Below are 23160 nucleotides of genomic sequence, written 5' to 3' on the forward strand. Positions count from 1 at the left end.
TCATGTCATCGCAAGGAAGCACCTACGGCGACATTCACCGCTACGAACCGGCCCGCGAGAGCACCGCGGCGGCGATCGCCATCGTGTTGCTGACCGTCGTCGAAGTCGTGTTCGTCGGGCTGTTCACGTACGGGATGGTCAACGGCTGGGGATACGTCGAGACCGGGAACATGTATCTCGGCTTCGTCCTCGCCGTCATCTTCGTCGACCTGGCGTTCATCCTCCTGCTGTACCGCAAGGAGTTCCTCCCCGACGTCATGATCGTCAAGAAGCGTCGGCGCAAGTGGGAGGACCTGTACGTCCGCGAGGAGGACGCCGACGGCCGCGAGCTCGCCGGGAACGCCTGGGAGCACGTGAAACGCGCAGTGTACCCCTACTACAAGAAATAACCCATGCCAGAGGACGAAGACAAGTATCCGGTCGAATCGGACCGTCGCCGCTTCGTGAAAGGCGTCGTCGGCAGCGCGGCGCTCGCGGGCGTCGGCACGACGGGCGCCGCGGCGATAGACTCCGCGACGTCGCGGGCCGGTGCCGGCGGCGGCACGACGACGTACATGGCGATAGAGAACACCGACGGCCCGGCCCCGCGCGGGATGCCACAGATCCCCATCGAGATAGAGGACGGGCAGGTCAAGGGCGTCTGGCCCGAGGTGCAGGAACGGGAACTGGACTCGGGGGAGACGATACAGGTCGCCGAGACGACGAACTTCAAGGACACCGGCCTCACCTACACCAACCGCTGGTTCCAGTACTGCGGCGTCCAGTCCTACCCCGGGCTCGCGCCCGACGCCGACCAGGACAACTTCTTCCGCTACTCCGCCTCGCCGCCGCCGTCGTACGGCTGGCAGGGCGAGGAGACGTCCGGCGGCGACATCGTCGAGGTGGCGGACTTCGAGGACTACGAGGACTACGAGGGCACCGGCATCGGGCAGGGCGGCCTCGGGAAGCCGGCGGTGGCGACCTGGCGGTCACAGGACGTCGACTCCGTCATCCCGGTCCAGATCATCCGAAGCCCGATCATCGAGGAGATGGCACAGGACGACGAATGGCTGGCCGCCTCGACCGATCAGGGCTTCATGGCGTACCTGAACAAGTGTACGCACTTCTGCTGTGTCCCGGGCTGGAAGAGCCTCGAGAGCGCCGCGCAGTTCGGCGCGGAGGACGAGGTGTACTGCCAGTGCCACCAGTCGATCTACGACCCGTTCAGCCTCGTCGAACGGACGTTCACGGCGCTGCCGCGCCCGGAGGACGACTAACATGAGCCTGGAAAAGAAAGACGAACACGACCACAGCGCCTGGCTGCAGAAGAAAGACCTCACGCCGATAGAGAAGACGTTCCTCGTGTCGCTGATCTGGCTCGACAAGCGGCTCCGGATCGTCGACTACCTGGAGCTGCTGGAGAACCTGTACTACAAGGCGAACCTCCAGATGCCCAAGAGCCACACCGAGCAGTACAACCTCGACAACAAGTTCTGGTACTGGTACCCCCTGTACTCGCTCGGGTTCTTCTCGACGATAGCGTACGTCGTCGCCGCGGTCAGCGGCGCGTTGCTCGGGTTCTACTACTCCCCGGCGACCGCCGGCGAGACGGCGGCGGCCTACGAGCAGGTCATCTTCATCATGACGGACCTGAACTTCGGCTACATGCTCCGGAGTATCCACCGCTGGTCCGCGCAGGTGATGACGGCGGCGGTGTTCCTGCACATGCTCCGCGTGTACTTCACCGGGGCGTACAAGGAGCCCCGCGAGCTGAACTGGCTCATCGGCATCGTCCTGATCAGCCTGACGATGGTGTTCGGGTACACGGGCTACCTGCTCCCGTGGAACCAGCTGTCGTTCTGGGCCGGCCAGATCGGCGTCGAGATGAGCCTCTCGATCCCGCTCATCGGCCAGTGGGTCGCACAGCTACTGTTCGGCGGCTTCACGCTCGGGCAGGCCACGCTGCAGCGGATGTACATCCTGCACGTGTTCTTCCTGCCCTTCGTCGTGACGACGCTGATCGCGATCCACATCGGCATCGTCTGGATGCAGGGCATCGCGGAACCCCACTAACACCATGACCGACGACAACGAATCCACCGAGACGCGAACCGACGGCAGCGGGCCGGGCATCGTCGCTCCCGACGACGAAGTGCCGACCTGGCAGGAGCGCAAGGAGCGCAAACAGGGCCTGTCCCGCCTCACGTACGAATACTTCGAGCGCGCCCGCCGCGAGGACCAGGACCTCCGGCAGGAGTCGAGCTACGTCGAGCGCGACGTGCTCGGCTTCCCGACGTGGCCCCACGAGCTCATCCGGAACCTGTCGCTGACGTTCTTCTTCGTCGGCATGATCCTCTTCCTCTCGGCGACGCTGCCGCCGGAGATGATGGCCGTGGCCGACCCCAGCACCACGCCGGCGATCATCCTGCCGGACTGGTACCTCTACTGGTCGTTCGGCCTGCTGAAACTCGGGCCGCTCAACCCCGAACTGTCGATCCTCGGGGGCGACAAGCTGATGGCCGACCGCACGTACGGCGTCGTCGCCAACCTCGTCGTGGTCGGCTTCATCGCCATCGTCCCGTTCCTCAACAAGGGGAGCGCACGCCGCCCGGTCGAGCAGCCGTTCTGGGCCGGCATCGGCGTCATGGGCGTCACGTTCGCGGCGACGATCAGCGCCCTGTCGATCAAGAACCTGCTGCCGATGGACTCGCACCTGCTGTTCGACATCACGTTCCTGCTCCCGCCGATCGCGGGGCTGATCAGCTACGCGGTGCTGCGGTCGATGCGCGAGGGGTACATGTACGACCTGAACCGGCGGTACTACCGGCTGCGGCCGCCGAAGTAAGGTCCCTGATGTCCTCCTCAGACGCGGACGGCGGAAGCGACGACCGGTCCGCGCGGGAGGTCGAGGTCCCGATCCGGCTGTACAAGACGGTGACGGTGTTTTCGACGCTGTTTGCCATCACGGGCGTCATTCTCGGGTTCGTGTTGCTCGACTCCGCGACCAACCGCGCGACTGCGGAACTGGGCGAGGTCGACGTGGTGGTGGCCATCGCCGGGCTTGCAGCGATCCTCGGCGGGGCCGGCGTGTACGCGTTCGCCACGCGCTTCAGGGCACCGGAAATGGGAAACGCTAAAGACGACGACGACGAAGGATCGAACGATGGCTGACGAATTCGCGAAAGGCCTCGGGATCCTCACCGGCGCGGGCCTGATGTGGATGGTGTTCGCTGGGTGGTTCAACACGCCCTCGTTCGAGGAGCAACAGCTCTCCGGGCCGGACCCGGCGAACCCGGACATGTACACCACTATCGCGCTCGAACTGAAGGATGCGCTGTTCTGGTTCGCCATCCTGGGCGCGCTGACGTTCTGGGTCATCATCCCGGTCGGCCGCGAACTGTACGCCGCCTACGGGGCGGAGTGACGGCCGCGCCGGTCCCGTCGGACGGGGAATTGGAAAAACACTAATGGCCCAATAACACAGGTTCACGTATGGATCCGTCATCGATGTTCGGCCCCATCGACGCTCTCGGCCGGTCGCAGGTGGAGTTTCTCCTCCTCGGCCTGGTGCTCGTGACGTTCGTCACGCGCCTGCTCGCCCACCGCTCGCACGTCTCGCAGGCGCGCGACGGCGGCGCGGAGGCGATGTCCCGCTACCTGCCACACGAGGTCGCTTCCGCCGTGTTGATCCTCACCTCGTTTTACTACACCACGATCGCACACCACGCAGGCATCGTGCTGTCGATGCTCGTGCTCGGGACCTTCCTCACGGACTTCTTCGAGTTCGAGTCCCGGAAGGTCGAGGCCCGGAAGGACGAACCGCTCGACCGCCCGAAGGCCGCGGTCATCGGCTCGCTGATCGTGTTCTCCTACGCGGCCTACCAGACGCTGTTTTTCGTCATCGCGCCCATCTGGAACGGCGTGGTGTAACCGCGACCGTTCTCCGCGCCGTCGTTACGCCGAGTAGAAGTCCGCGCTCGCCTCGACGACGGCCACCTCGACGACCCCGGCCCGCGAGACGCGCGTCGTGGCGTCGACGGAGAGGTTCCCCTCGTCCCGCCCGTCGACGAGCAGCGAGACGTCGCCCTCGTCCCGTTCGACCGACAGCGCCAGCGACGCGTCCGGCAGGACCCACCCCTCGGCGTCGGTGACGAAGGGGGCGATTGGGGTGACCGACACGGCGGCACAGGCGGGGTCGACGGTCGGGCCGCCGGCGGCCGCGGCGTACCCCCGGCTCCCGGCCGGCGTCGCCACGACGACGCCGTCGGCGCGGACCCCGTCGATCCGCCGGCCGCCGCCGTGGACGGCGTACTCGGAGATGCGCGCCGGTTCGGCGGTGACGAGCGTCACGTCGAAGAGGGCGGGGACCGGGTCGGCGTCGTCGACCCGCACCGACAGCACCGGGCGCTCGACGCGGTCGGCCGCGCCGGCCGCGACGTCGGCGACTGCCCGCCCGACCGCGTCCCGGGGGACCGACCGGACGCCGGCCCCGGCGTCGACTGGGAGGACGAGCGCGTCGGTGGTCGTTCGGACGGACTCGACCAGTCCCGCCCGCCCGTCGGCGACGACGAGGTCCGCGTCCGCGGTCCCGCCGGTGGGTCGGACGGCCGCGCCGGTCGCGGCGCGTTCGACCGCCTCGACGAGCGGCGCGGCGTCGTCGCTCTCGACGGCGACGGTCACGTCACCGGCCATGGGACACCATACGCGAAGCGTGGCGGGCCTCCGGCAAAAGGCTGCAGGTTTCGCTCACTCGTCGTACGGCCAGTCGCCCGTGATCCGCATCCCCTCGGCGAGGTCCTGTGCCGCCAGCGCGGCGGCGACCTCGTCGTCGGACTTGCGCTCGGGGGCGAAGCCGTCGGCCGCGAGTTCGACGGCCAGTTCGGTCAGCAACACGGCCTGCTCGCGGAGGTCGCGGGGCGCCAGTTTGTCCAGCGTGTCGGCGAAAGTGTGGCCCCAGCCCCGCCCGTCGCCGTCGGTCTTGCTCGCCACGTGGTAACCGGGGACGCCGCGCTGGACGAACGGCCAGTGGTCGCTGTGGGGGTTCATCTCGGGGACCGTCTCGACCGGGTGGTCGAAGCGCTCGGCGACGGCGTCGGCGGCCTCGCCCAGCGCGTCGAACCCGTGAGTGTACGCCTGCAGCGTCCGGCCGCGGACGACGCCGTCGAGGTTGAGGACGGCGCGGACGGCCGCCGCGTCGGCGCGGGCGGCCTCGTGCTCGGAGCCGACGAGGCCCACCTCCTCCGCGCCGAAGGCGACGAAGCGGACCCGCGTGTCGAGTTCGGCCTCGCGGGCGGCGAGCGCGCGGGCGACCTCGACGAGCGTCGCGGTGCCCGCGCCGTTGTCCATCGCGCCCTCGGCGATGTCGTGGGCGTCGACGTGGCTCGTCACGAGCACCGCCTCGTCGGTGTCGGGGCCGAGTTCGGCGTGGACGTTCGCGCTGGTCGCCGGGGCCGCCTCGGCGTCGACGGCGACGGTCACGTCGTCGCCCGCGAACCGGCGGGCGAGGCGCGCGCCGACCTCCTTCGAGACGCCGACGGCCGGAATCTCGCCGATGGGGTCCTCGGCGGTCCCGACGCTGCCGGTCGGCGGGAGACAGCCCTCGACGTGGTTGCGGTAGACGAACGCGGCGGCCCCGCTCTCGACGGCGTGGTAGTACTTCTCCCGGCGGTGGACGTAGCGCTCGTAGTAGTCCGGCGCGTCGCTGCGGACCATCACGACCGCGCCGTCGACGTCCGCCTCCGCGAAGTCCTCGGGAAGCCCGTAGCCGAGGTCGACCAGTTCGGCGGTCGCCTCGCCGGCGGGGCTGCGCGGCAGGGCGATGCAGTCCTGCGTCGTGTCGCCCGCGCGGACGGCGCTGTCGCCGCGGGTCCACCCCTGAATGTCGAACTCGTCGAGGCGCGCGTTCCGCGCGCCGACGCGCTCCAGGGCGTCGCGGGTCGCCTCGGCGGCGCGACGTTCGCCGTCGCTCCCGGCCATGCGCGTGTCCTCGTCGACGAGCCGTTCGAGGTGGTCCCACCCGACGTCGCTGGTGAACGTCTCACCGATCCACTCGGTCATGCCAGGCCCTCCAGCGGGCCGCGGCCTAAGCGTTTCGTCTCGGTCGACCCGGTGCTATCGACGGTCCGTTACCAGACGCCGGTGCTGGCGGCTCGTTTCTGACGAACCATCACCAGTCCTATAAGTGTCTCCGTGAATATCACGCTGTGTGGCAAGTATTGCGATCATTTATTACCTCCCCCGCCGTGTTCCCGATAGAACGTTGGTGAATCAGATGCAGGCAGGAGCCGATATGGTCCGCGTGATGGCCGCAACCGACGCCCCCGAGGCCGGGGACGTCGAACTGTCCGCCGAACGTGCCCGCGAGTTTTACCAGACACAGGTGCTGGCGCGGACGTTCGACCGGAAAGCGGTCAGCCTTCACCGACAGGGGCGTATCGGCACGTACGCCCCGATGGAGGGCCAGGAGGCGGCGCAGGTCGGCGCGGCCGCGGCGCTCTCCGAGCGGGACTACTGCTTCCCGACCTACCGCGACCACGCGATGTACCTCCAGCGGGGGTACGACCTGGCCGAGGTGGTCCGGCACCTGCTCGGCGAGGGCAACTACGTCGACCGCTCGGACGGCGACGTGCGGACGTTCCCGCCGACGATCCCGATCGCCACCCAGCTGCCCCACGCGGTCGGCGTCGGGATGGCCGCACGTTACAGCGGCGACGACGCCGTCGCGCTGGCGAGTTTCGGCGACGGCGCGACCAGCGAGGGCGACTTCCACGAGGCGCTGAACATCGCCGGCGTGTTCGAGGCCCCCGTCGTGTTCTTCTGCCAGAACAACGGCTACGCGATCAGCGTCCCGACGGAGCGCCAGACCGCGACGGCCACCATCGCGGAGAAGGCCGACGCCTACGGCATCGAGGGCGTCCGCGTCGACGGCAACGACGTGGTCGCCGTCCACGACGTCGTGAGCGACGCCGTCGAGCGCGCGCGGAACGGCGGCGGCCCGACGCTCGTCGAGGCGGTCACGTACCGGCGCGGCCCCCATACCACGACCGACGATCCCTCGCAGTACCGCGACGAGGACGACGTGCCCGAGTTCGCGGAGCGGGACCCGCTGGAGCGCACCCGTGAGTACATGGAAACGACCCACGGCTGGAGCGAGGCCGACGAGACCGCGCTGCAGGAGGCGGCCGACGCGGAGGTCGAGGCGGCGGTCGAGACGGCCGAGACCGACGACAGCCCGACGCCGGACGAGATGTTCGACCACGTGTTCGCCCGGCAGCCCGACCGGTACGAGCGCCAGCGCGCCGCCGTCAGCGACGACCCCGCGGTCGACCGCTGAGGGAGCACGCCGGCCGCGTCCCCGTCGGGGTCACCCCCACCGTGGTAGCCCGCCGAACCGCAACCCCTACTTGTGCCGCCGTTACAGCGTTGACCATGCAACTGGGCGTCATCGGACTGGGACGGATGGGGCGGATAGTGGTCGACCGGACGCTCGCGGCCGGGCACGACGTGGTCGCCTTCGACCTCGACGAGGAAGCCGTCGCCGCGGCCGCGGACGCCGGGGCGACGCCGGCCGACTCCGTGCGGAGCCTCGCCGAGCAACTGGACGGCGAGAAGCGGGTGTGGCTGATGGTGCCGGCCGGGGAGCCGGTCGACGCCGCGCTCGACGACCTCGAACCCCACCTCGACGGCGACGACGTGGTCGTCGACGGCGGCAACTCCCACTTCGAGGACTCCGTCCGCCGCGCCGGGCGCACCGACGCCGCCTACCTCGACTGTGGTACCTCGGGCGGCCCGGCCGGCGCGGAACTGGGGTTCTCGCTGATGGTCGGCGGCCCCGAGTGGGCCTACGAGGCGCTCGAACCCGCCTTCGACGCGGTCGCGACCGGCCCCGACGGCCACGCCCGCATGGGGCCCTCGGGCTCCGGCCACTACGTGAAGATGGTCCACAACGGCGTCGAGTACGCGCTGATGCAGGCGTACGGCGAGGGATTCGAACTGCTCCACGAGGGCCGGTACGACCTCGACCTGGAAGCGATCGCACGCACCTGGAACAACGGCGCGGTGATCCGCTCGTGGCTGCTCGAACTGTGCGAGGAGGCGTTCCGCGAGGAGGGCAACGATCTGGGCACCGTCGCGGACCACGTCGCCGGCGGTTCGACGGGGACATGGACCGTCCAGGAGGCGCTCGAACAGGAGATCCCGGTGCCGCTCATCCACCAGGCGCTGGCCGAGCGGTTCGGCTCGCGCGCACCCCCCCAGGGACGGTTCTCCCGCCGGCTGGCAAACCGGCTGCGGTACGGCTTCGGGCGCCACGACGTGGCGCGGGACGAGTGACTCACCGGATCGCCACCGGCGCGCCCCGGTCCGTCGACCGCCGGGCGCGTTCGACGTCGGCTTCCGGGCGCGGTTTCGGCGGGTCGACGGCGCGGATGATCACAAGCGAATTAAACCAGGATTTCCAACCTTCGAGTATATGGTGAACGAAATCGGGCTCGGACTCGGGTTGCTGCTGACGGTGACGGCAGTGATCCTGCATTTCTCGCGCGGGACCGAGTGGACGGCCAACGAGGACATTTCCCAGGAGCTCCTCGAACGGCGGGCCGAATCGCTACCCGAGACTGACTTCCCCGAGCCGATGAACCGCTCCATCGGCGGCGGCGGGGGCGCGGGCGCGATCCCGGCCGGGGAGGCCGGCGGCGAACTCGAAGGCGAGGAGGGCGGGGCCGAGGAGTCGTCCGGTCCCGGTGACATCCCCGAGGACGAGGTCGAGTACTTCGAGATCGAGTACGTCAAGGAGGGCGAGACGATCGAAGTCGCCAACAACGAGACGCTGCTGGAGGCCGGCGAGGAGGAGGGCTGGGACATGCCCTACGCCTGCCGGCAGGGCCAGTGTGTCTCCTGTGCGGGCCACATCCCCGACGGCGACTCGACCGAGTTCGTCGAACACGACGACCAGGAGATGCTGGACGAGAACGAACTGGGCGACGGCTACACGCTCACCTGCGTCGCCTATCCGCGCGGCGAGTTCTCTCTGGAGACCAGCGAGTCGCCGTAGCGCGACCACCGGCGTCTTTCTCCCGAGCCGATGCCCCAGCCGCCGCGCTCCGCAGCGTCGGCGGTGCGTCCGGACCACCGCGGCGGTTCCGGCCGACACCTGACCGACGACGCCGAACGACGGTTGTCCCCGGATCGTCCGCGGACGAAGAAGTTCACAACGGTTATACCGCGGTCGGTGTTACGGATGAGTGAGGGCGCGTAGCTCAGCGGACAGAGCACTTGGTTCCGGACCAAGATGCCGCGGGTTCAAATCCCGTCGCGCCCGTCCTCAGACTGCACGTTTCGCAACAAAACCAGATCTTCCCGTAGCGACGCCGATAGGTACGTTTTCAGTACTTTCGGCGTTCGGACGGGGAGGCTAAAATCTGATACCAATACGGTACGGACTGCGGTGCACCGCCGACGGGGGATAACCTGCGCAAACGCGGGGTGGTCGGCGTGAACGACCAGGCGCGCCTCACCGAGTTCGGAACCGGCACCGACGTCGGTCTCGACCGGCTCACCGAGGCCCAGCGCCGCGCGTCCGTCGCCGTCCGGCTGAACGGCGTCGGCGTCCGTGAACACGCCCGACAGACGGAGTGCGAACCCGGTACTGTCGGGAACCTACTTCGCCGCGCCGAGAAGCGGCTCAACGGGGAGGGGTCGACATCACGGGCGAGACGTGCGTGGGCGGTATTGATATCCCGTTCTCAGGCGGAGAGCAGCCCTATGGCTCCGAAAAGTGCCATTCCAACCCCAACTATGCGAGTGAGCGATACTTTCCAATCCGCGGGTTCCACCTTGTCCCAGGATCGCTTGCTTCCAATCGAGTCGAGTTGTTCTTCGAACCGAGCAAGCTTGTACGGCCAGATCGCGCCTGGAATCCCGAATACCAGGAGGAAGAAGGCAAGTGCGGGGTCCATATTTCCCCCGTTCTGAATGTTATAACAATAGGTCTTTTGGAACAACCCTTCTGTCCAATTGTCACCATTGTGTCTGTCCGGAGTCTTTCTATTCAGTTTTCAGAGCGACGCACGCGCTGTGATATTGACACGGACACTAACCGGGAGGGGCCACGGTGAACCGCGTCGTCGACGCCGACGGATGCGACCGATGCGGTGACTCCGGTACACGCCGGTACGGCCCGCGTCGTCTCTGCCGGAACTGTATCGACGAGGACTCCCAGAGAAGCCGCCGAGTCGCGGGTTCAAGTACGTCACCAACCCGGAGGTGGCGAGGGCATGAAGCAGTCGACGACGCTGGTAATCGAGTCGGCGATGCTGGGTGGCGCGTGACCCAGAACGGGATCGACAACATGAACGAGTTGACCGGCCGCGCCCGCTATCCTGCAAGGAGCGGACGCGACGAGCGAACAGCGTCAAGGCCGGAGTGTGACCGCGTATCTGTGGCCGATCAGCCGTCGTTGGCCGACGCGGCGTCGGCGGGCTCCATCCCCAACTGGAACAGGTCGCGGTAGAACACGACGCCGACGAACAGCATGTACGCCGCGCCGAGGGGCACCGAGAACCAGTTCACGTCGGACTGCGAGCCGACGAGGAGGAAGTCGTACAGGAGCGCGCGGCTCAGGATGAACAGTCCGCCGGCCACGACGAACGCGCCGCCGACGAGGCGGTCGCTTCGGCGCTCGGGGAGCGGGGAGTCGACGACCCACGTCGCGAGCACGAACAGCGTCGCGGCCAGGGCGAGCGCCGCGGCGACGACCCACGCGTACAGCGCCGCCCTGCTCGCGGGGTCGAACCCCGACCGGAGCGCCAGCAGTTCGTTGGGGAGCAGGAACTGGCCGCCCAGGTCGGTGACGACGTACCGGCCGAACGCGGAGTGGAGGCCCCACCCGATCCCCCGACCGTACAGGTAGACGTCGAACGGGAAGATCACCGCCGTGACGGCGAAGAGCCGCTTCGCGGAACTGACCGTAAACATCGTCTGCGGACACGGGTGTCCGATATTAGATAGTGGCGGTTCGGGTCGGCCGCCCGGCTCACCGGACAGGGTGCGCGAACCTCGCCGGCGCGACCGAAATGCGACGCCCATCGCCACCGGCGAAGCCGTTCATTCGCCCTCGCGCTCGACGGCCTCGAACGCCGGCCGCAGGTGGACCGTGTCGACGGCGGGCGGAAGGTCGCGGCACGCCCGGGTCGCCTCCGCCAGCCGATTGGCGGCGTGCCGTCGGAGGGCTCGCTCGTCGGCCTCGGGGGCCGCCGGGACGGCGCTCAGGTCCGGCCCGAGCGCGCTTCGGATCCCCCGCGCCGTACCGAGGTCGTGTCCGAGCGCCGCGAAGCGGTCACGCCGGTCCGCGTCGGCCCCGGCAAGCGCCGCCCCGATGGCGGCCGCCCCCCGGCCGAGCGCGCCGGCGGTCCCGTCGAACAGGTCGCGGCGGTCCGCCGTCGTCGGCCGCGCGTGGGAGGCGGCGAACGTCTCGACGACCGTCTCGGAGGCGGCCACGAGCGGCTCGAAACACGCGTCGGCCGACCCGGCGTCGAGCCGGCCGAGCGACGAGTAGGCGGCCGCATAGAGGACGTCGCCGGCCAGCAGCGCCGACCGGACGTCCGCGGGGCTGGCGTCGTCCTCGACCCGGCACAGCAGTTCGCCGCGGACCCGGCAGTACCCCCGGAGCAGTTCGACCGCGGCGGCCGCCGAGCGGGCCGCGTCAGGGGCGGGGCCGGGGTCGGGCCCATCCGCCCCCGCGGCCGCCGCGTGGGAGCGGATCGCGAGCCGACCGTACCACCTGTCGTCGAACCCCTCGACGGCGGCCCGGGCCGACGCGAGTCCCGGGCCGCGGTCGGGCGCCAGCGCCGCGTCGATCCGGCGGTCGATCGCCGCCCGTGGGTCGGGGCGGGGAGGGTGTTCGGTCATCGCTCAGTCGTCGGTCGGCGTCGCCTCCAGCCCCGTATCGTCGACGTCCACGTCCGGGTCCGTGAGGTCGCCGTCGCGCCACGTGCCGCGGCGGTACCAGGCGTAGGCGATCGCCGCGCCGACGACGTTGGACACCGCAAAGGAGACCCAGATGCCGGACTCGCCGATCTCGCCGGCCGCGATCCACGCGATCGGGAACCGGACGACGCCGAGCATCAGCACGGATATCGCGGCCGCGGTGAGGGTCTTCCCGGCACCGCGGAAGCTCCCGGTGTAGGCCCGCATGATGCCGATGAAGCCGAATGTCAGCGCGACGTAGCGCAGGAACTGCGCGGCGATGTCGACGACCTCGGGGTCGGTCGTGAACACGTCCGCGATGGGCGCGGCCGCGAACCAGACGAGCACGCCCGCGACCGTGAGGACGCCGAACAGCACCGTCGCCGCGAGCCGCGCGGCCCGTTCGGCGCGCTCGGGCCGGTCGGCGCCGATGTTCTGGCCGGTCATCGTCTCGACGCCGCGGGCGACGGCGATCGCCGGCAGGAAGATCACCGAGAACACGCGCGTCCCGATGCCGTAGGCGGCGACGACGGCGTCGGGGAACAGCGCGACGATGAACAGCAGGAGGTTCATCGACACCGCCCGGCCGGTCCCCTCGATGGAGGCGGGGATCCCGATCCGGACGAGGCGGCGCAGGTAGTCGAGGTCGGGGGCCATGTCCCGGAGGTTGATCTCGACGCCGCGGGTCCCGCGGAACATGATCGCCAGGCCGACGACCAGCGCCAGCGCGCGGGAAAACACCGTCGCGATCGCCGCGCCGGTGATCCCCGATCCCGCGTAGCCGGTCGCCGCGTACAGCGACGATTCGAGGCCGCCCATGCCGAGCATCGAGAACAGCGGGTTCGCCTCGAACCCGAAGATGAGGAACGGGTCGAGGACGATGTTCAGGACCACCGAGCCGAACATGACGAGCATCGGCGTGACCGTGTCGCCGTACCCCCGCATGAGCGCGATGAACACCGCGAAGCCGAACATGAACGCCAGCCCCAGCGAGATGACCTCCATGTAGTTCGTCGCCAGGGGCAACACGTCCGCCGACGCGCCCATGACGCCGAGGAACCGGCCGACGATGAAGAAGCCGACCCCGCCGAGGAGGACCGACGCGATGATCGAGAACGTCACCGTCTGGGAGGCGGCGTACTCCGCCTCGCGCTCCTCGCCGGCCCCGGTGTACTGGGCGACGAGGACGCTGCCGGCGACGGAGATGCCCATTCCCAGCGAGATGAGCAGGAACACGAGCGGGAACGCGAAGCTGATCGCGGCCAGCGCGTCCGTGCTGTACTGGCCCAGCCAGAACGTGTCCGCGAGGTTGTAGGCGGTCTGGAACAGGTTCGTGACGACGATCGGCATCGACAGGAAAAAGAGGGGTTTGCCGATGCTCCCGGAGGTGAGGTCGAACTCCTCGGGCCCCTTGAACAGCGCGCCGAGGCGGTCGCGGAGCCGCGTCACGGCGCGACCTCCGTCCCATCGCCGGCGAACAGTTGCCGCTCGGCGTACCTCGTCATGGTCGCGTACAGTCGGTCCGGCGAGTGGCCGACCGCGACCTGCCGGGTGTGTGCCCCCCGGATCGCCGTCACGAGGAACTCCGCGGCGAGCGACGGTTCGACCCCGTCGTCGAACTCGCCGGCCTCGACGCCGGCCACGAGGATCGCCCGCAGCCGTTCGTGGAGGTACTCGTCGAAGTCGGCGAGCCGCTCCCGGACGGCGGCGTCGTACGGGGCCTGGGCGTTCACCTCGAGCATCGCCGTCCGGAACTCACCGTGGAGGGAGCCGTCGCCGTCCGTGAGTAACAGTTCGAGCAGGGAGTCGAGCCGTTCGCGGGGCGTGTCCCCGGCCAGTTCGTCGAGCCGGTCGGTGTAGCGCTCGTACAGCAGGTCGAGGAAGGCGATGAACAGCTGGTCCTTGCACTCGTAGTGGTAGTGGATGGACGCCTTGCTCACGTCCGCCTCGGCGGCGATGTCCTGGAGCGTGAGGTCGGCGTAGCCGTTGTCACAGAGGGCACGATACGTCGCTTCCAGTATCTCCGTCGCTGGTTCGTCGTCCATATCCGTCGTTACCACGCTTACTAACCGGTTAGTCAAAAGGCTTTGGAACGGCGATCCCGTGTGAATAGGGTCCCACACACGGCCCGGAGCGGCGCTTCGCTACCCGGCGGGCGAGTGACCGGGCACTAACCCGCACATCAAAACGGTTATGCGGTGCGGGACGAACGTACTTGCAATGGCCGACCCGTCGAAGCGCTCCTTCTCCGAGACCGACGAGGAGATCATGGGCGCGACGTACCGCGCGCTGCGAGAACACGGCTACGCAGACCTCACGATAAAGCGTATCGCCGAGGAGTACGGCAAGTCGACCGCGGCGGTACACTACCACTACGACACGAAAGACGACCTGCTCGCCGCGTTTCTGGACTTCATCCTCGACCAGTTCGTCGAGACGGTCCACGAGGTCGAGACGACGGACCCCGAACAGCGGCTGGAGTTGCTGCTCGACAAGCTACTCGTCGACCTTGAGGACCACCACGACCTACTGGTCGCGATGCTGGAGATGCGGAGCCAGGCACCGTACAAGGAGGCGTTCGGCGAGCGCTTCCAGCAGAACGACGAGTACATCCGGTACATGCTCCAGACGGTGATAGACCACGGGATCAAGGAGGGCGTGTTCGCGGACGTCGACGCGGAGCACGTCGCGCGGGCGCTCATGACCATCGTCGACGGCGCCCGCACCCGCGCGAGCGTGCTGGACGACCCGGACTCGCTCGCGACGGCGCGGCGGACGGCCGAGGAGTACGTGGACGCGGTGCTGCTAACCGAGGACTGACGGGCCCGCCGGCCGCCGACCCCACACTTGTCGTACCCAATTGACCCTAGCGGCTGCTCCGGGGACGTCCGCTGTCGTCGACCCGAACCGGTCCGTCTCAGTCGTCCCAGCCGTCCGTCGCCGTGGCCGCGTCGGGGTCCGGGTCCGTGACGTCCGCGTTACACCAGTGGCAGAACTCGATCTCCGGGTCCAGCTCCCGGCCGCAGTTCGGGCAGTGGCTCCGCCGTCCGTCGGTCGGCGCGGTCACGCGAGCGACCGCGTTGTGGGCGCGGGCGAGGGCGTACGCGTCGAAGACGCTGAACGCGCCGACGACCAGCACCGGGGCTATCGCCGCCGGGTCGACCGCGTCGCCGTTCGCGAGCGCCTCGGCGGTGGCCGGGTCGACGAACAGCACGGTGGCGACAAACAGGGCGAGGAGCCAGGTGACCGCCCGCCGCCACCGCCGGAGGTACAGGTGGCCGAGCCCGGTCACGAACGCGGCGAGCAGTGCGGCGAGCCACGGCCGTTTGCGCTGGATCGACTCTCGCATGAATGTGACTGAGTAGTTAGTCAGCTATAAGTCTTCTTCCCACTCACCCGTCTCTTCGGCCCACAAACCGACCGCGTCCGCTGGCTACTTACGTACTGGCCGGTTAGACAGTACCGATCAGTTTCCCATGCCCGCGATTCAGGTGGACGGATTGACCAAGGAGTTCGACGGCGTGACGGCGGTCGACGACCTCTCGTTTGCGGTCGAGGAGGGCGAGCTGTTCGGCCTCCTCGGGCCGAACGGCGCGGGGAAGTCGACGCTCATCAACATGCTCGTCACCCTCCTGCGGCCGAGCGCCGGGACCGCGTCGGTCGACGGCCACGACGTCGTCGAGGAGACGGCCGCCGTCCGCAACAGCCTCGGGATCGTGTTCCAGGAGCCGGCGCTCGACGAGGAGCTGACCGGCGCGGAGAACCTGGCGTTTCACGCGCGGCTGTACGGGCTGAGCGGGCGGGAGCGCGAGCGCCGGACCGACGAGGTGCTGGAGCTCGTCGGGCTGACCGGGGAGCGCGACGACCCGGTCAACACGTACTCCGGCGGGATGAAGCGCCGCCTCGAGATCGCTCGCGGGCTGTTGCACGAACCGTCGGTGCTGTTCCTCGACGAGCCGACCACCGGCCTGGACGCGCGGACCCGCCGGGACACGTGGGAGTACATTCGGCGGCTGAACCGGGAGTCCGGCGTCTCCATCGTGTTGACCACCCACTACATCGAGGAGGCCGAACAGCTCTGTGACCGCGTCGCCATCGTCGACGAGGGGGAAGTCGCCGCGATCGACTCGCCCGAGGCACTCAAGCGGTCGCTGGGCGGCGACGTCGTGTCGCTGGAGACCGACGGCCCGGCCGCCGCCCTGCGCGACCGCCTCGACGAGCGGCCGTGGGTCGTCGAACACGCCGGCACCGACGCCGGCGTCAACGTCACCGTCGACAGCGGCGGGTCGCGGGTCGCCGACCTGGTGCGGCTGGCCGACGACGCCGGCGTAACCGTCACCGGCGTCGACATCCACCGGCCGAACCTGGAGGCTGTGTTCCTCTCGCTGACGGGGACGACGATCGCCGAACGGAACGCCGGCGACGAGAAGGCGGCCGTGGACCGCATCGGGGACGCGGACGACCGGTCGCGCCGCGCCGGCGTCGCGGCGACGGAGGGCGACGAATGAACCTCGTTGACCCGCTCGGCGTCTACGCGCTGTGGCTCCGCGACGTCAAGCGCTTCCTCCGGACGCCCTCCAGGATCGTTGGCTCCATCGCGATGCCGCTGCTGTTCCTCGTGTTCCTGGCCTTCGGCTTCGGCGGCGCGGCCATCCCCGGCCTCCCCGAGGGGGTCGACTACCTCCAGTACCTCGTCCCCGGGATGGTCGGGTTCACGATGCTGTTCGGGGCGTCGTTCGCCGGGCTCTCGATCCTCTCGGACCAGGACGTGGGGTTCCTGAAGGAGATCCTCGTCGCGCCCATCAGCCGCACCTCCATCGTGCTGGGGCGGATCGCCGGCGGGTCGACGACGGCGCTCGTCCAGGCGGCGTTGATCCTCCTGCTTTCCCTCCCGCTGGGCTTCCGGATCGCGAGTCCGCTGTCGCTGCCGCTTGCCTTCCTCGTGCTCGTGCTGATCGCGGTCACGTTCGTCGGGTTCGGGGTCGCGCTCGCCTCGCAGTTCAGCGACAGCGAGGGGTTCGGGCTCGTCGTCCAGTTCGTCATCTTCCCGCTGTTTTTCCTCTCGGGCGCGATCTACCCGGTCGCGAGCCTGCCGGAGCCGGTCCAGTTGCTCGCCTACGTCAACCCGCTCACCTACGGCGTCGACGCCCTGCGGGCGGTGCTCGTCGGCACCTCGGCCCACCCGCTGGCCGTCGACTTCGGCGCGCTCGTCGTCTCGTCGGTCGTCACGGTCGGCGTCGGGACGTACCTGTTCGAGCGCGTCGAGGCGGTGTGAGCCGCCCGGCGGATCCGGCCACCGCGCCCGCTCAGCCCTCGTACGCCTCGAACCACGACGAGGCCGTCGCCTGCAACGCCGCGGTCGTGCTGCCGAGGTTGAGCATCCGGTAGCCGTCGGCCGCCTTCTCGTTCACGTCGTCCATGCCGAACCCGAGGCCGCCGAGCGGGACGCCCGCGTCGACGGCGGCCTCGCGGACCGTCTCGACCGCGTCTTCCACGGCTGAATGGGTCGGCTCGCCGGGGTGGCCGAGCGACACCGCGAGGTCGAGCGGCCCGGCGAAGACGAACCCCAGGTCGGGGACGGCGAGGATCTCCTCTATGTTCTCCACCGCCGTCGGGTTCTCGATGGTCACCCCCACGACTACCTCCTCGTCCTCCGTCGCGGCGTAGTCCTCGGCCGTCCCCCACCGGCTCGCCCGGGGGTTGGCGAACCCCCGCTCGCCGGGGTCGCCGTCGTACTCGAACCTGGCCGCCCGGACGGCGCGGCGCGCCTCCTCGGACGTCTCGATCCGTGAGAGGAACAGGGTCCGGACGCCGGCGTCGAGGGCCTTCCGGACCAGCGTGGGATCCGGCTCGGGCAGGCGGACGAGCAGTTCGGTCCCGCCGGCGTCCGCCGCGCGGAGCAAATCCTCCAGCCGGTCGCCGTCCCGGGGACCCGGCCCGCCGTGCTCCAAGTCGATCCAGACGAAGTCGAGGCCGAGTTCGCCGTACAGTTCGACTAGCTTCGGGCTGTACGTGTCGTCGAGGACGCCCAGCGCGACGTCGCCGTCGTCGAGCGTCCGCCGCAGGTCGTTCGTTCGGGGTGCGGAAGTCACGTTCGTTCGACGGCGGAGAGTTCAATAAGGCTCGGGGGTGGGCCGGGGATACGTCACGCGGACGGTCCCGACCCGCGGCATCAGTCGAACCCGCTGACGAGCGTCACGAGCCACTGCGCTGGGTCGCCACGCCGGCGGACCTCGACGCGCTCGACCCACTTCACCCACTGGAAGCCGCGGCGGCCGGGCGCGACGAGGCGCAGCGGCGCGCCGTGGCCGTGGGCGAGCGGTTCGTCGTCCACCCGCGTGGCGAGCAGGGCGTCGCGGGCCTCCTCGATGGGGAGGCTCCAGCGGTAACCCGTCACGGAGACGAAGCGGACGTGGCTGGCGTCGGCCGCCGGCCCCGCCGCGTCGAGCAGGTCGCCGACGCGGACGCCGCGCCACGACTGGACCGTGTACCAGCCGCTCGTGCAGTCGAGCAGCGCCTCGCGCTCGGCGGCGGGGTCGAGGTCGGCGTACCCGAGTTCGGCGGGGGCGGCCACCGCGCCGTCGACCGTCAGCGACCACGAATCGAGGTCGACGGGGTCGGGGTCGTCCGCGACCCACGACGTGACCGGGAACGCGGCGTTGCCATCGCCCTCCCGGGGCTGGGAGCCGGTGAACCGGCGGTCCGCCGCCGCGGTGCCGGCGAGGCGGCCGACGAGTTCCTGGCCGCGGTAGGCGACCGCCCCGGCGACGAGCAGGGCCGAGTACCGGAGCGCCGTGCGCCGGCCGTCGAAGTCCGCCCGCCGGGGCGGCCTGAACCGACTGCGGACGTGGAGCAGGAGGAGCGGGACGAGCGCCAGCCCGAACCCGACGTGGACCGACAGCAGCGTCCAGTACGCGAGGCGGACGTCGACGCCGAGCGCCCAGGCGATCCCCGACCCCAGCGCGCCGAGGGCGGCGGCGAGCGTCAGGACCGACAGCGCCGTCGACGGCCGCCACCGGTCGCTGTCGGTCAGCCGATGGCGGACGCGGGCGAGCTTGAACGCCAGCACCGCGACCAGCGTCAGCCCGGCGATCCGGTGGGCCCAGAACACGGGCCACCAGTTCGGCGTGCCGAGCGTGAACGAGACGAGCCCGGAGCCGACCTCGAAGGCGACGAGGGCGAACAGCGACCAGTCGACGACCCGCGGCGACGGGCGGAGCCACGCCACCCCGCGTGCGACCGGACCGGGCGCGTCGCGCATGGCTACGGATGGGGACCGCAGCACCAAGAGCCACACGCCGGGCCGACGCCCGCGCACCGGGTGGGGTGGCCCCATGTTCACGTCGTAACCCGCAACTACCGGACAACCAACCTCGAAATACGCCTTTTCGCGTCCGCGGCGTCGGTCCCGACATGGCGGAGCGCTACATCGACCGCGAGACGCTGCTGGACCTCACGGTGAACATCATCCCCCTCGGGATACTCGCGTTCTTCTTCGTCCTCTTCCTCGTCGTGTCGCCGTGGGGGTGGGACCCGCTGTTCACGACGCTGATGCTCGGCCTGATCGTCTGGCACTTCCTCCTGCTCGCGCTCCTGACGTGGCTCGCCGGCCGGACTATCGCCAAGGAGGAACGCACCGGCGAACCGCAACACACCGAGTAGTCAGCCCGCCTCGACCGTCGCCTCGTCGCCGTCGACGACCAGTTCGAGGTGGTCGGTCTTCGGGCGCTGTGACTGGCAGGCGGTCGTGTACGCGAGCCGGTAGCGGCCGTCGCCGGGGACCGTCGCCCGCCCCTCGCACAGTTCGAACCCGGTCCCCTGGTAGACGATGTCGTCGAGGAACGTCTTCCGTTTGCCCGTCCCGCCGTCCCCGCCCTCGAACGCCGTCAGCGATAGCTGGCCGTCCGCGGGCGTGGCGTCCAGCGACCACCCCTCCGGGGCGAACGCGACGTAGCCGTCCTCGGCGAAGTCCCGGCCCACGTTGGCGACGAACAGTTCGACGTCGAGGCTCGCGCCCCGCCCCGTCCGGGTCACGTCCGAGACCTCGGCGTCGACGATCAGCGACGGACGCTGGATCCAGAACTTGTACACCGTGATCGACGTGGCGACCACGGCTGCGATCGGGACGACCCATCCCGAGAGTAGCGGCGGAACCATCGCTCGGCGAACCGGTCCAGCCGCTTGTAGGTCTGTCGGTTCCGTTCGGCGAGGTGAATCGCACAGTACCGTCGAAAACCACGGTACTGCAACGCCCCAACTACGCTTGATTACCTGTCAGAAAGCGGAGTTCGAGTCGTCGAGGTCCGACTCGATCGCCGCCACGTCCGTCCCCGTCTCGGTCCGGTCGGCGAGGACGACGTTGACGACGACGCCGACGAGCAACACGAGGCCGCCGAAGTAGAGCCACGTCAGGAGCAACAGGACCGCGCCGATGGTGCCGTACACCTCGTACGTGCTCGCGGCGGCGGCGTACACCTGAAACACCGCTTCGAGGGCGGCCCAGCCGACGGCCGCGACGACGGTGCCGGGTAGCACCTCCCGGGGCGTCACGTCGGCGTTCGGGAACACGTAGTACAGCGGGAAAAACGCGAGCACGAGCGCCACGACGAGCAGGACCGGGTTGAGCACGCCGACGAACGGCAGCGCCGGGAACAGCGCGAAGGCCGCGGCGGCGACGCCGGCGGCCGCGACCGCGAACAGCACCGAGAACAGCACGACCGCGCCGTCGCGGAGCTGGTCCACGAACGACGGGTCAGCGTCCGGCGCGTACAGTTCGGCGAAGGCGGTGTCGAGCCCGCGGAATATCTTGAACGTCCCCCAGAGCAGCGTGACGACGCTGACGGCCGAGAGTCCAGCCTGCCCCGTGCGGTCCGTCAGCGACCGCGCCAGCGTGTTCCGGGCGTTGGGCGTCAGGTACTGTTCGGTCAGCTCCACGACGTAGGCGGCCAGCGGCGCGTCGCCGACGGCGGCGACGACGAGAAAGAGCACGAGCAACAGCGGCAGCAGCGAGACGAAGGCGTTGTAGGCGATGCTCCCGGCCATGAACGCGACGTTCTTCCGGCGGACCACGCGGACGACCGCCACGGCGACGGCGAGCGTGCGCCGGACGCGCTCTCGCATGGCCGCCCTACGACGGGGGGCGTAAAAAGCGCCGCAGCGTCGGCGCGGTCAGTCTGCGCTGCCGGACTGCCGCGGCGCGTCCGCGTCGGCCGCCGGCGTCGCCAGCACGGTCCGGACGTCGGGCGCGAGGCGGTTGACCACCGCGCGCCCGTCGCGCTCGCGGGCGACCAGCCCGTCCTCGTCGAGCCGCTTCAGGTGGTGGGTCACCGTGCTCGGGTCGCGGTCGAGTTCGTCGGCCAGCGTCGACACCGTCGCGGGGCCGGTCCGCGCGAGCGCCTCCAGCACGGTCGCGGCGGCGTCGTCAGCCATCGCGGCGGCGAGTTCCCGGTCGTCGGCCCCCGCCGGGAAGTACCGCCGCCGCCCCCGGTGTTTGATGCTCGTCACCAGCCCCTCCGCCTCCAGCACGCGGAGGTGGTGCCGGGCCGTCGACAGCGGCACGCCCGCGCGGTCGCACACCGCCGACAGGTGGGTGCCCGGCGCGGTGGCGATGGCGTCGTGGAGGGCGGCCCGCGCGTCGTGGTCCAGGGGCTCGGCGTCGTCGAGTCGGCTGTACAGCCCCGCCATCCCGCGGAGCGCGACCTCCTGGTACGCCCCGGGTGTCGTCGTGGCCGGCGTGGCGGCCGTCGAAAGGTGGACCACCGCGCCGTGGCCGTGCCGCGCCGCCGCGCCGACGGCGACGGCACCCGCGCCCAGCCCGGCGGGCGACGGGCCGGTCGGCCCCTCCGGGGCGGGCGTGCTCGTCGGCTCGGCGGGGAACGTCGTTTCGTCCGTTTCGGACGGCGCGTCCGTTCCGTTCGCGTCCTCGGTCCGATTCGCCTCCTCGGTCCGGTTCGCGTCGTCCGGTTCGTCGTCCCCGGCCCCGTCGTCGGCCGACCCGTCGTCCGTCACCCTGTCGGGTCCGCCCGCGCCGGTATCCGGGCCGTCGTCCGCGCCGTTCCCGCCGGGTGCCGACGGTGCGGTCGATGGCGGTTCCGCCGTCGTCCCGTCACTGGGCGCGTCGGGCGCGCCCGCGTCGCCCGACTCGTTCCCGTCCGTGTCTTTTCCGTGCGTGGCGTTGCGCTCCGCCGGGACGGTTTCCGCGGGCGGTGCGCTCCCGTTTGCCGGGCGGTCAGCGTCGCCGGGACCGGATTCGACGTCCTCGGGCGGTCCCGCGTCGTCGGGCGCGTCGGCGTGCTCGGGCGGGCCCGGGTCAGCCGACGGCGGTCCGGTGTCGTCGGACTCGTCGCCGCGCTCGGGCGGGCCGGCGTTCTCCGGCCCGTTCGCCCCGTCCGGCGGTCCGGCGTCCGCCGGGGCGGGCGTCTCCTCCGGCGGCCCACCGGCCTCCGGCGCGGTCGTATCGTTCGCTGCGTCGGTCCCGGACGACGGGGCGGACCTCTCGCCCGGACCCGCGTCGTCGGGGGCGTTGGCCTGCTCGGGCGGTCCCGCATCGGCCGAGGGCGGCCCCGCGTCGGAACCGGACGCGGCAGCCTCCGGCGGGCGTTCGGCGTCGCCGCCGTCAGTCGTGTTCTGCCGGCCTGTGGCCCGGTCGGCCGCGTCGGCCGAGTTCCCCGGGGAATCGGCCTGCTCGCCCGCACCACCGGCGGCGGCGCTCGCGCCCGTCCCCGCTTCCGTCCGCGTTCCAGCGTTGCCCCGCGTTTCGCCGTCGTTCGGCCTATCGCCGCCGCTGCCCGGTCCCCGCCGGTCGGCGCTCGCCTGCTCGGGCGGTCCGCCGTCGCCGGTTCCGGTCGCGTTCCCCGGCCCGGCGTCGTCGGATGGCCCGGCGTCACCGGTACCCGTGTCCTCGGGCGGGCCGGTATCGCCGTTGCCCCTGTCGTCCGGCGGTCCCCGGTCGTCGGGTGGTCCGCCCCCGGCTTCGGGCGGCCCCGCGTCGTCGGGCGGATCCGTCGCTCCCGCCTGTGCCGCGGCTACGCCGGGCGCGAGACAGGTCAGGACGACGACCAGCGCGACGGCGAGTCGGGCGGCCGCCGCGGTCGTCGAACGGGCGTCGCTCACGGTGTAAGGGCTATTGTCGCGCGGCAAATGTGTTATGGTGAACCGAACGAATAGCCGCGACTCCGCCCGCCGACCGCCGGGCGGACGCGGCGGCAGGGGACGATC

28 protein-coding genes and 1 tRNA gene are annotated in these 23160 nt (G+C 70.2%); 15 read left to right on the forward strand and 14 right to left on the reverse strand.

The window, feature by feature from the left end:
* Positions 1 to 2 precede the first annotated feature (2 nt).
* The 7 genes from EYW40_RS03035 (at position 3) to EYW40_RS03065 (ending at position 3909) form a co-directional block, all read left to right on the forward strand.
* Entirely contained in the window at positions 3 to 389 is a 387-nt protein-coding gene (locus tag EYW40_RS03035) for a DUF7318 family protein (RefSeq protein ID WP_135820141.1), read from the forward strand.
* A 3-nt stretch (positions 390 to 392) separates the two neighbouring features.
* A complete protein-coding gene (locus EYW40_RS03040; protein WP_135820142.1) occupies positions 393 to 1256 on the forward strand; it encodes a Rieske (2Fe-2S) protein in 864 nt (287 codons plus the stop codon).
* Position 1257: 1 nt separating this feature from the next.
* Positions 1258 to 2052, forward strand: a complete 795-nt coding sequence (locus tag EYW40_RS03045; RefSeq protein ID WP_135820143.1) for a cytochrome b — start codon at positions 1258 to 1260, stop codon at positions 2050 to 2052.
* 4 nt (positions 2053 to 2056) lie between these two features.
* Positions 2057 to 2824 carry a cytochrome b family protein gene (locus EYW40_RS03050; RefSeq protein WP_135820144.1) on the forward strand — a complete coding sequence of 256 codons (768 nt, stop codon included), beginning with the start codon at positions 2057 to 2059 and terminating at the stop codon, positions 2822 to 2824.
* Between the two features lie 8 nt (positions 2825 to 2832).
* Complete coding sequence (locus EYW40_RS03055) at positions 2833 to 3150, forward strand: DUF7315 family membrane protein (protein WP_135820145.1); 318 nt, start codon at positions 2833 to 2835, stop codon at positions 3148 to 3150.
* Positions 3143 to 3403, forward strand: a complete 261-nt coding sequence (locus EYW40_RS03060; RefSeq protein WP_135820146.1) for a DUF7314 family protein — start codon at positions 3143 to 3145, stop codon at positions 3401 to 3403. The genes EYW40_RS03055 and EYW40_RS03060 overlap by 8 nt, the downstream gene beginning before the upstream one ends.
* Positions 3404 to 3471: 68 nt before the next feature.
* Complete coding sequence (locus tag EYW40_RS03065; RefSeq protein ID WP_135820147.1) at positions 3472 to 3909, forward strand: DUF7313 family protein; 438 nt, start codon at positions 3472 to 3474, stop codon at positions 3907 to 3909.
* Positions 3910 to 3933: 24 nt separating this feature from the next.
* Here the strand turns inward: EYW40_RS03065 and EYW40_RS03070 are convergent, their stop codons facing one another.
* Entirely contained in the window at positions 3934 to 4671 is a 738-nt protein-coding gene (locus EYW40_RS03070; protein WP_135820148.1) for an NAD(+)/NADH kinase, read from the reverse strand.
* 54 nt (positions 4672 to 4725) lie between these two features.
* A complete protein-coding gene (locus EYW40_RS03075) occupies positions 4726 to 6036 on the reverse strand; it encodes a M28 family peptidase (RefSeq protein WP_135820149.1) in 1311 nt (436 codons plus the stop codon).
* A gap of 232 nt (positions 6037 to 6268) precedes the next feature.
* Here EYW40_RS03075 and pdhA point away from each other — a divergent pair, with 232 nt between their 5' ends.
* From pdhA to EYW40_RS03095, 4 genes are all read left to right on the forward strand, one after another.
* Positions 6269 to 7312 (forward strand): pyruvate dehydrogenase (acetyl-transferring) E1 component subunit alpha, encoded by a 1044-nt coding sequence (pdhA, locus tag EYW40_RS03080; RefSeq protein WP_135820150.1) that lies wholly within the window; start codon positions 6269 to 6271, stop codon positions 7310 to 7312.
* 95 nt (positions 7313 to 7407) lie between these two features.
* A complete protein-coding gene (gnd, locus tag EYW40_RS03085) occupies positions 7408 to 8310 on the forward strand; it encodes a phosphogluconate dehydrogenase (NAD(+)-dependent, decarboxylating) (protein WP_135820151.1) in 903 nt (300 codons plus the stop codon).
* A gap of 139 nt (positions 8311 to 8449) precedes the next feature.
* A complete protein-coding gene (locus tag EYW40_RS03090; RefSeq protein WP_135820152.1) occupies positions 8450 to 9031 on the forward strand; it encodes a 2Fe-2S iron-sulfur cluster-binding protein in 582 nt (193 codons plus the stop codon).
* 194 nt (positions 9032 to 9225) lie between these two features.
* Positions 9226 to 9298, forward strand: a tRNA-Arg gene (locus EYW40_RS03095).
* Here the strand turns inward: EYW40_RS03095 and EYW40_RS19495 are convergent.
* The 6 genes from EYW40_RS19495 to EYW40_RS03125 all read right to left on the reverse strand — a co-directional run bounded on the left by EYW40_RS19495 (position 9280) and on the right by EYW40_RS03125 (position 13988).
* Positions 9280 to 9597, reverse strand: a complete 318-nt coding sequence (locus EYW40_RS19495) for a hypothetical protein (RefSeq protein WP_161973151.1) — start codon at positions 9595 to 9597, stop codon at positions 9280 to 9282. The two genes, EYW40_RS03095 and EYW40_RS19495, sit on opposite strands and share 19 nt — an antisense overlap.
* Before the next feature lie 125 nt (positions 9598 to 9722).
* The gene (locus tag EYW40_RS03105; protein WP_135820153.1) at positions 9723 to 9935 is read right to left on the reverse strand and encodes a DUF6199 family natural product biosynthesis protein; all 213 of its coding nucleotides are present in this window, start codon (positions 9933 to 9935) and stop codon (positions 9723 to 9725) included.
* A 490-nt stretch (positions 9936 to 10425) separates the two neighbouring features.
* Positions 10426 to 10953 carry a hypothetical protein gene (locus EYW40_RS03110; protein WP_135820154.1) on the reverse strand — a complete coding sequence of 176 codons (528 nt, stop codon included), beginning with the start codon at positions 10951 to 10953 and terminating at the stop codon, positions 10426 to 10428.
* 129 nt (positions 10954 to 11082) lie between these two features.
* Entirely contained in the window at positions 11083 to 11886 is an 804-nt protein-coding gene (locus EYW40_RS03115) for a polyprenyl synthetase (protein ID WP_135820155.1), read from the reverse strand.
* A 3-nt stretch (positions 11887 to 11889) separates the two neighbouring features.
* Positions 11890 to 13392 carry an MATE family efflux transporter gene (locus EYW40_RS03120; protein WP_135820156.1) on the reverse strand — a complete coding sequence of 501 codons (1503 nt, stop codon included), beginning with the start codon at positions 13390 to 13392 and terminating at the stop codon, positions 11890 to 11892.
* On the reverse strand, positions 13389 to 13988 hold the full coding sequence (locus EYW40_RS03125) for a TetR/AcrR family transcriptional regulator (RefSeq protein WP_135820157.1): 600 nt from the start codon (positions 13986 to 13988) through the stop codon (positions 13389 to 13391). The genes EYW40_RS03120 and EYW40_RS03125 overlap by 4 nt, the downstream gene beginning before the upstream one ends.
* Positions 13989 to 14163: 175 nt before the next feature.
* Between EYW40_RS03125 and EYW40_RS03130 the strand changes: the two genes are divergently transcribed.
* Positions 14164 to 14763, forward strand: a complete 600-nt coding sequence (locus EYW40_RS03130; protein WP_135820158.1) for a TetR/AcrR family transcriptional regulator — start codon at positions 14164 to 14166, stop codon at positions 14761 to 14763.
* 97 nt (positions 14764 to 14860) lie between these two features.
* On the opposite strand, the gene EYW40_RS03135 is transcribed toward EYW40_RS03130, so the two are convergent.
* On the reverse strand, positions 14861 to 15292 hold the full coding sequence (locus EYW40_RS03135) for a DUF7575 domain-containing protein (RefSeq protein ID WP_135820159.1): 432 nt from the start codon (positions 15290 to 15292) through the stop codon (positions 14861 to 14863).
* Positions 15293 to 15419: 127 nt separating this feature from the next.
* On the opposite strand from EYW40_RS03135, the gene EYW40_RS03140 reads away from it, so the two are divergent.
* Both EYW40_RS03140 and EYW40_RS03145 read left to right on the forward strand, forming a co-directional pair.
* Positions 15420 to 16451 carry an ABC transporter ATP-binding protein gene (locus EYW40_RS03140; protein ID WP_135820160.1) on the forward strand — a complete coding sequence of 344 codons (1032 nt, stop codon included), beginning with the start codon at positions 15420 to 15422 and terminating at the stop codon, positions 16449 to 16451.
* On the forward strand, positions 16448 to 17218 hold the full coding sequence (locus tag EYW40_RS03145; protein ID WP_135820161.1) for an ABC transporter permease: 771 nt from the start codon (positions 16448 to 16450) through the stop codon (positions 17216 to 17218). The genes EYW40_RS03140 and EYW40_RS03145 overlap by 4 nt, the downstream gene beginning before the upstream one ends.
* A 31-nt stretch (positions 17219 to 17249) precedes the next feature.
* On the opposite strand, the gene EYW40_RS03150 is transcribed toward EYW40_RS03145, so the two are convergent.
* Together EYW40_RS03150 and EYW40_RS03155 are read right to left on the reverse strand one after the other, a co-directional pair.
* Positions 17250 to 18035 carry an HpcH/HpaI aldolase family protein gene (locus tag EYW40_RS03150; RefSeq protein WP_135820162.1) on the reverse strand — a complete coding sequence of 262 codons (786 nt, stop codon included), beginning with the start codon at positions 18033 to 18035 and terminating at the stop codon, positions 17250 to 17252.
* Between the two features lie 80 nt (positions 18036 to 18115).
* Positions 18116 to 19204, reverse strand: coding sequence for a molybdopterin-dependent oxidoreductase (locus tag EYW40_RS03155; protein WP_135820163.1), 1089 nt, complete (start codon positions 19202 to 19204; stop codon positions 18116 to 18118).
* 152 nt (positions 19205 to 19356) lie between these two features.
* On the opposite strand from EYW40_RS03155, the gene EYW40_RS03160 reads away from it, so the two are divergent.
* On the forward strand, positions 19357 to 19605 hold the full coding sequence (locus EYW40_RS03160) for a DUF6684 family protein (protein ID WP_135820164.1): 249 nt from the start codon (positions 19357 to 19359) through the stop codon (positions 19603 to 19605).
* Here the strand turns inward: EYW40_RS03160 and EYW40_RS03165 are convergent, their stop codons facing one another.
* The 3 genes from EYW40_RS03165 to EYW40_RS03175 all read right to left on the reverse strand — a co-directional run bounded on the left by EYW40_RS03165 (position 19606) and on the right by EYW40_RS03175 (position 23055).
* Complete coding sequence (locus EYW40_RS03165) at positions 19606 to 20100, reverse strand: hypothetical protein (protein ID WP_135820165.1); 495 nt, start codon at positions 20098 to 20100, stop codon at positions 19606 to 19608. It abuts the gene before it with no gap.
* A 117-nt stretch (positions 20101 to 20217) separates the two neighbouring features.
* Positions 20218 to 21063: a YihY/virulence factor BrkB family protein gene (locus EYW40_RS03170; protein WP_135820166.1), complete on the reverse strand. Its 846-nt coding sequence runs from the start codon at positions 21061 to 21063 to the stop codon at positions 20218 to 20220.
* Between the two features lie 48 nt (positions 21064 to 21111).
* Entirely contained in the window at positions 21112 to 23055 is a 1944-nt protein-coding gene (locus EYW40_RS03175; RefSeq protein ID WP_135820167.1) for a helix-turn-helix domain-containing protein, read from the reverse strand.
* Between the last annotated feature and the right edge of the window lie 105 nt (positions 23056 to 23160).

The sequence above is a fragment of the Halostella litorea genome (genome assembly GCF_004785955.1).
GTDB lineage: Archaea > Halobacteriota > Halobacteria > Halobacteriales > Natronoarchaeaceae > Halostella > Halostella litorea.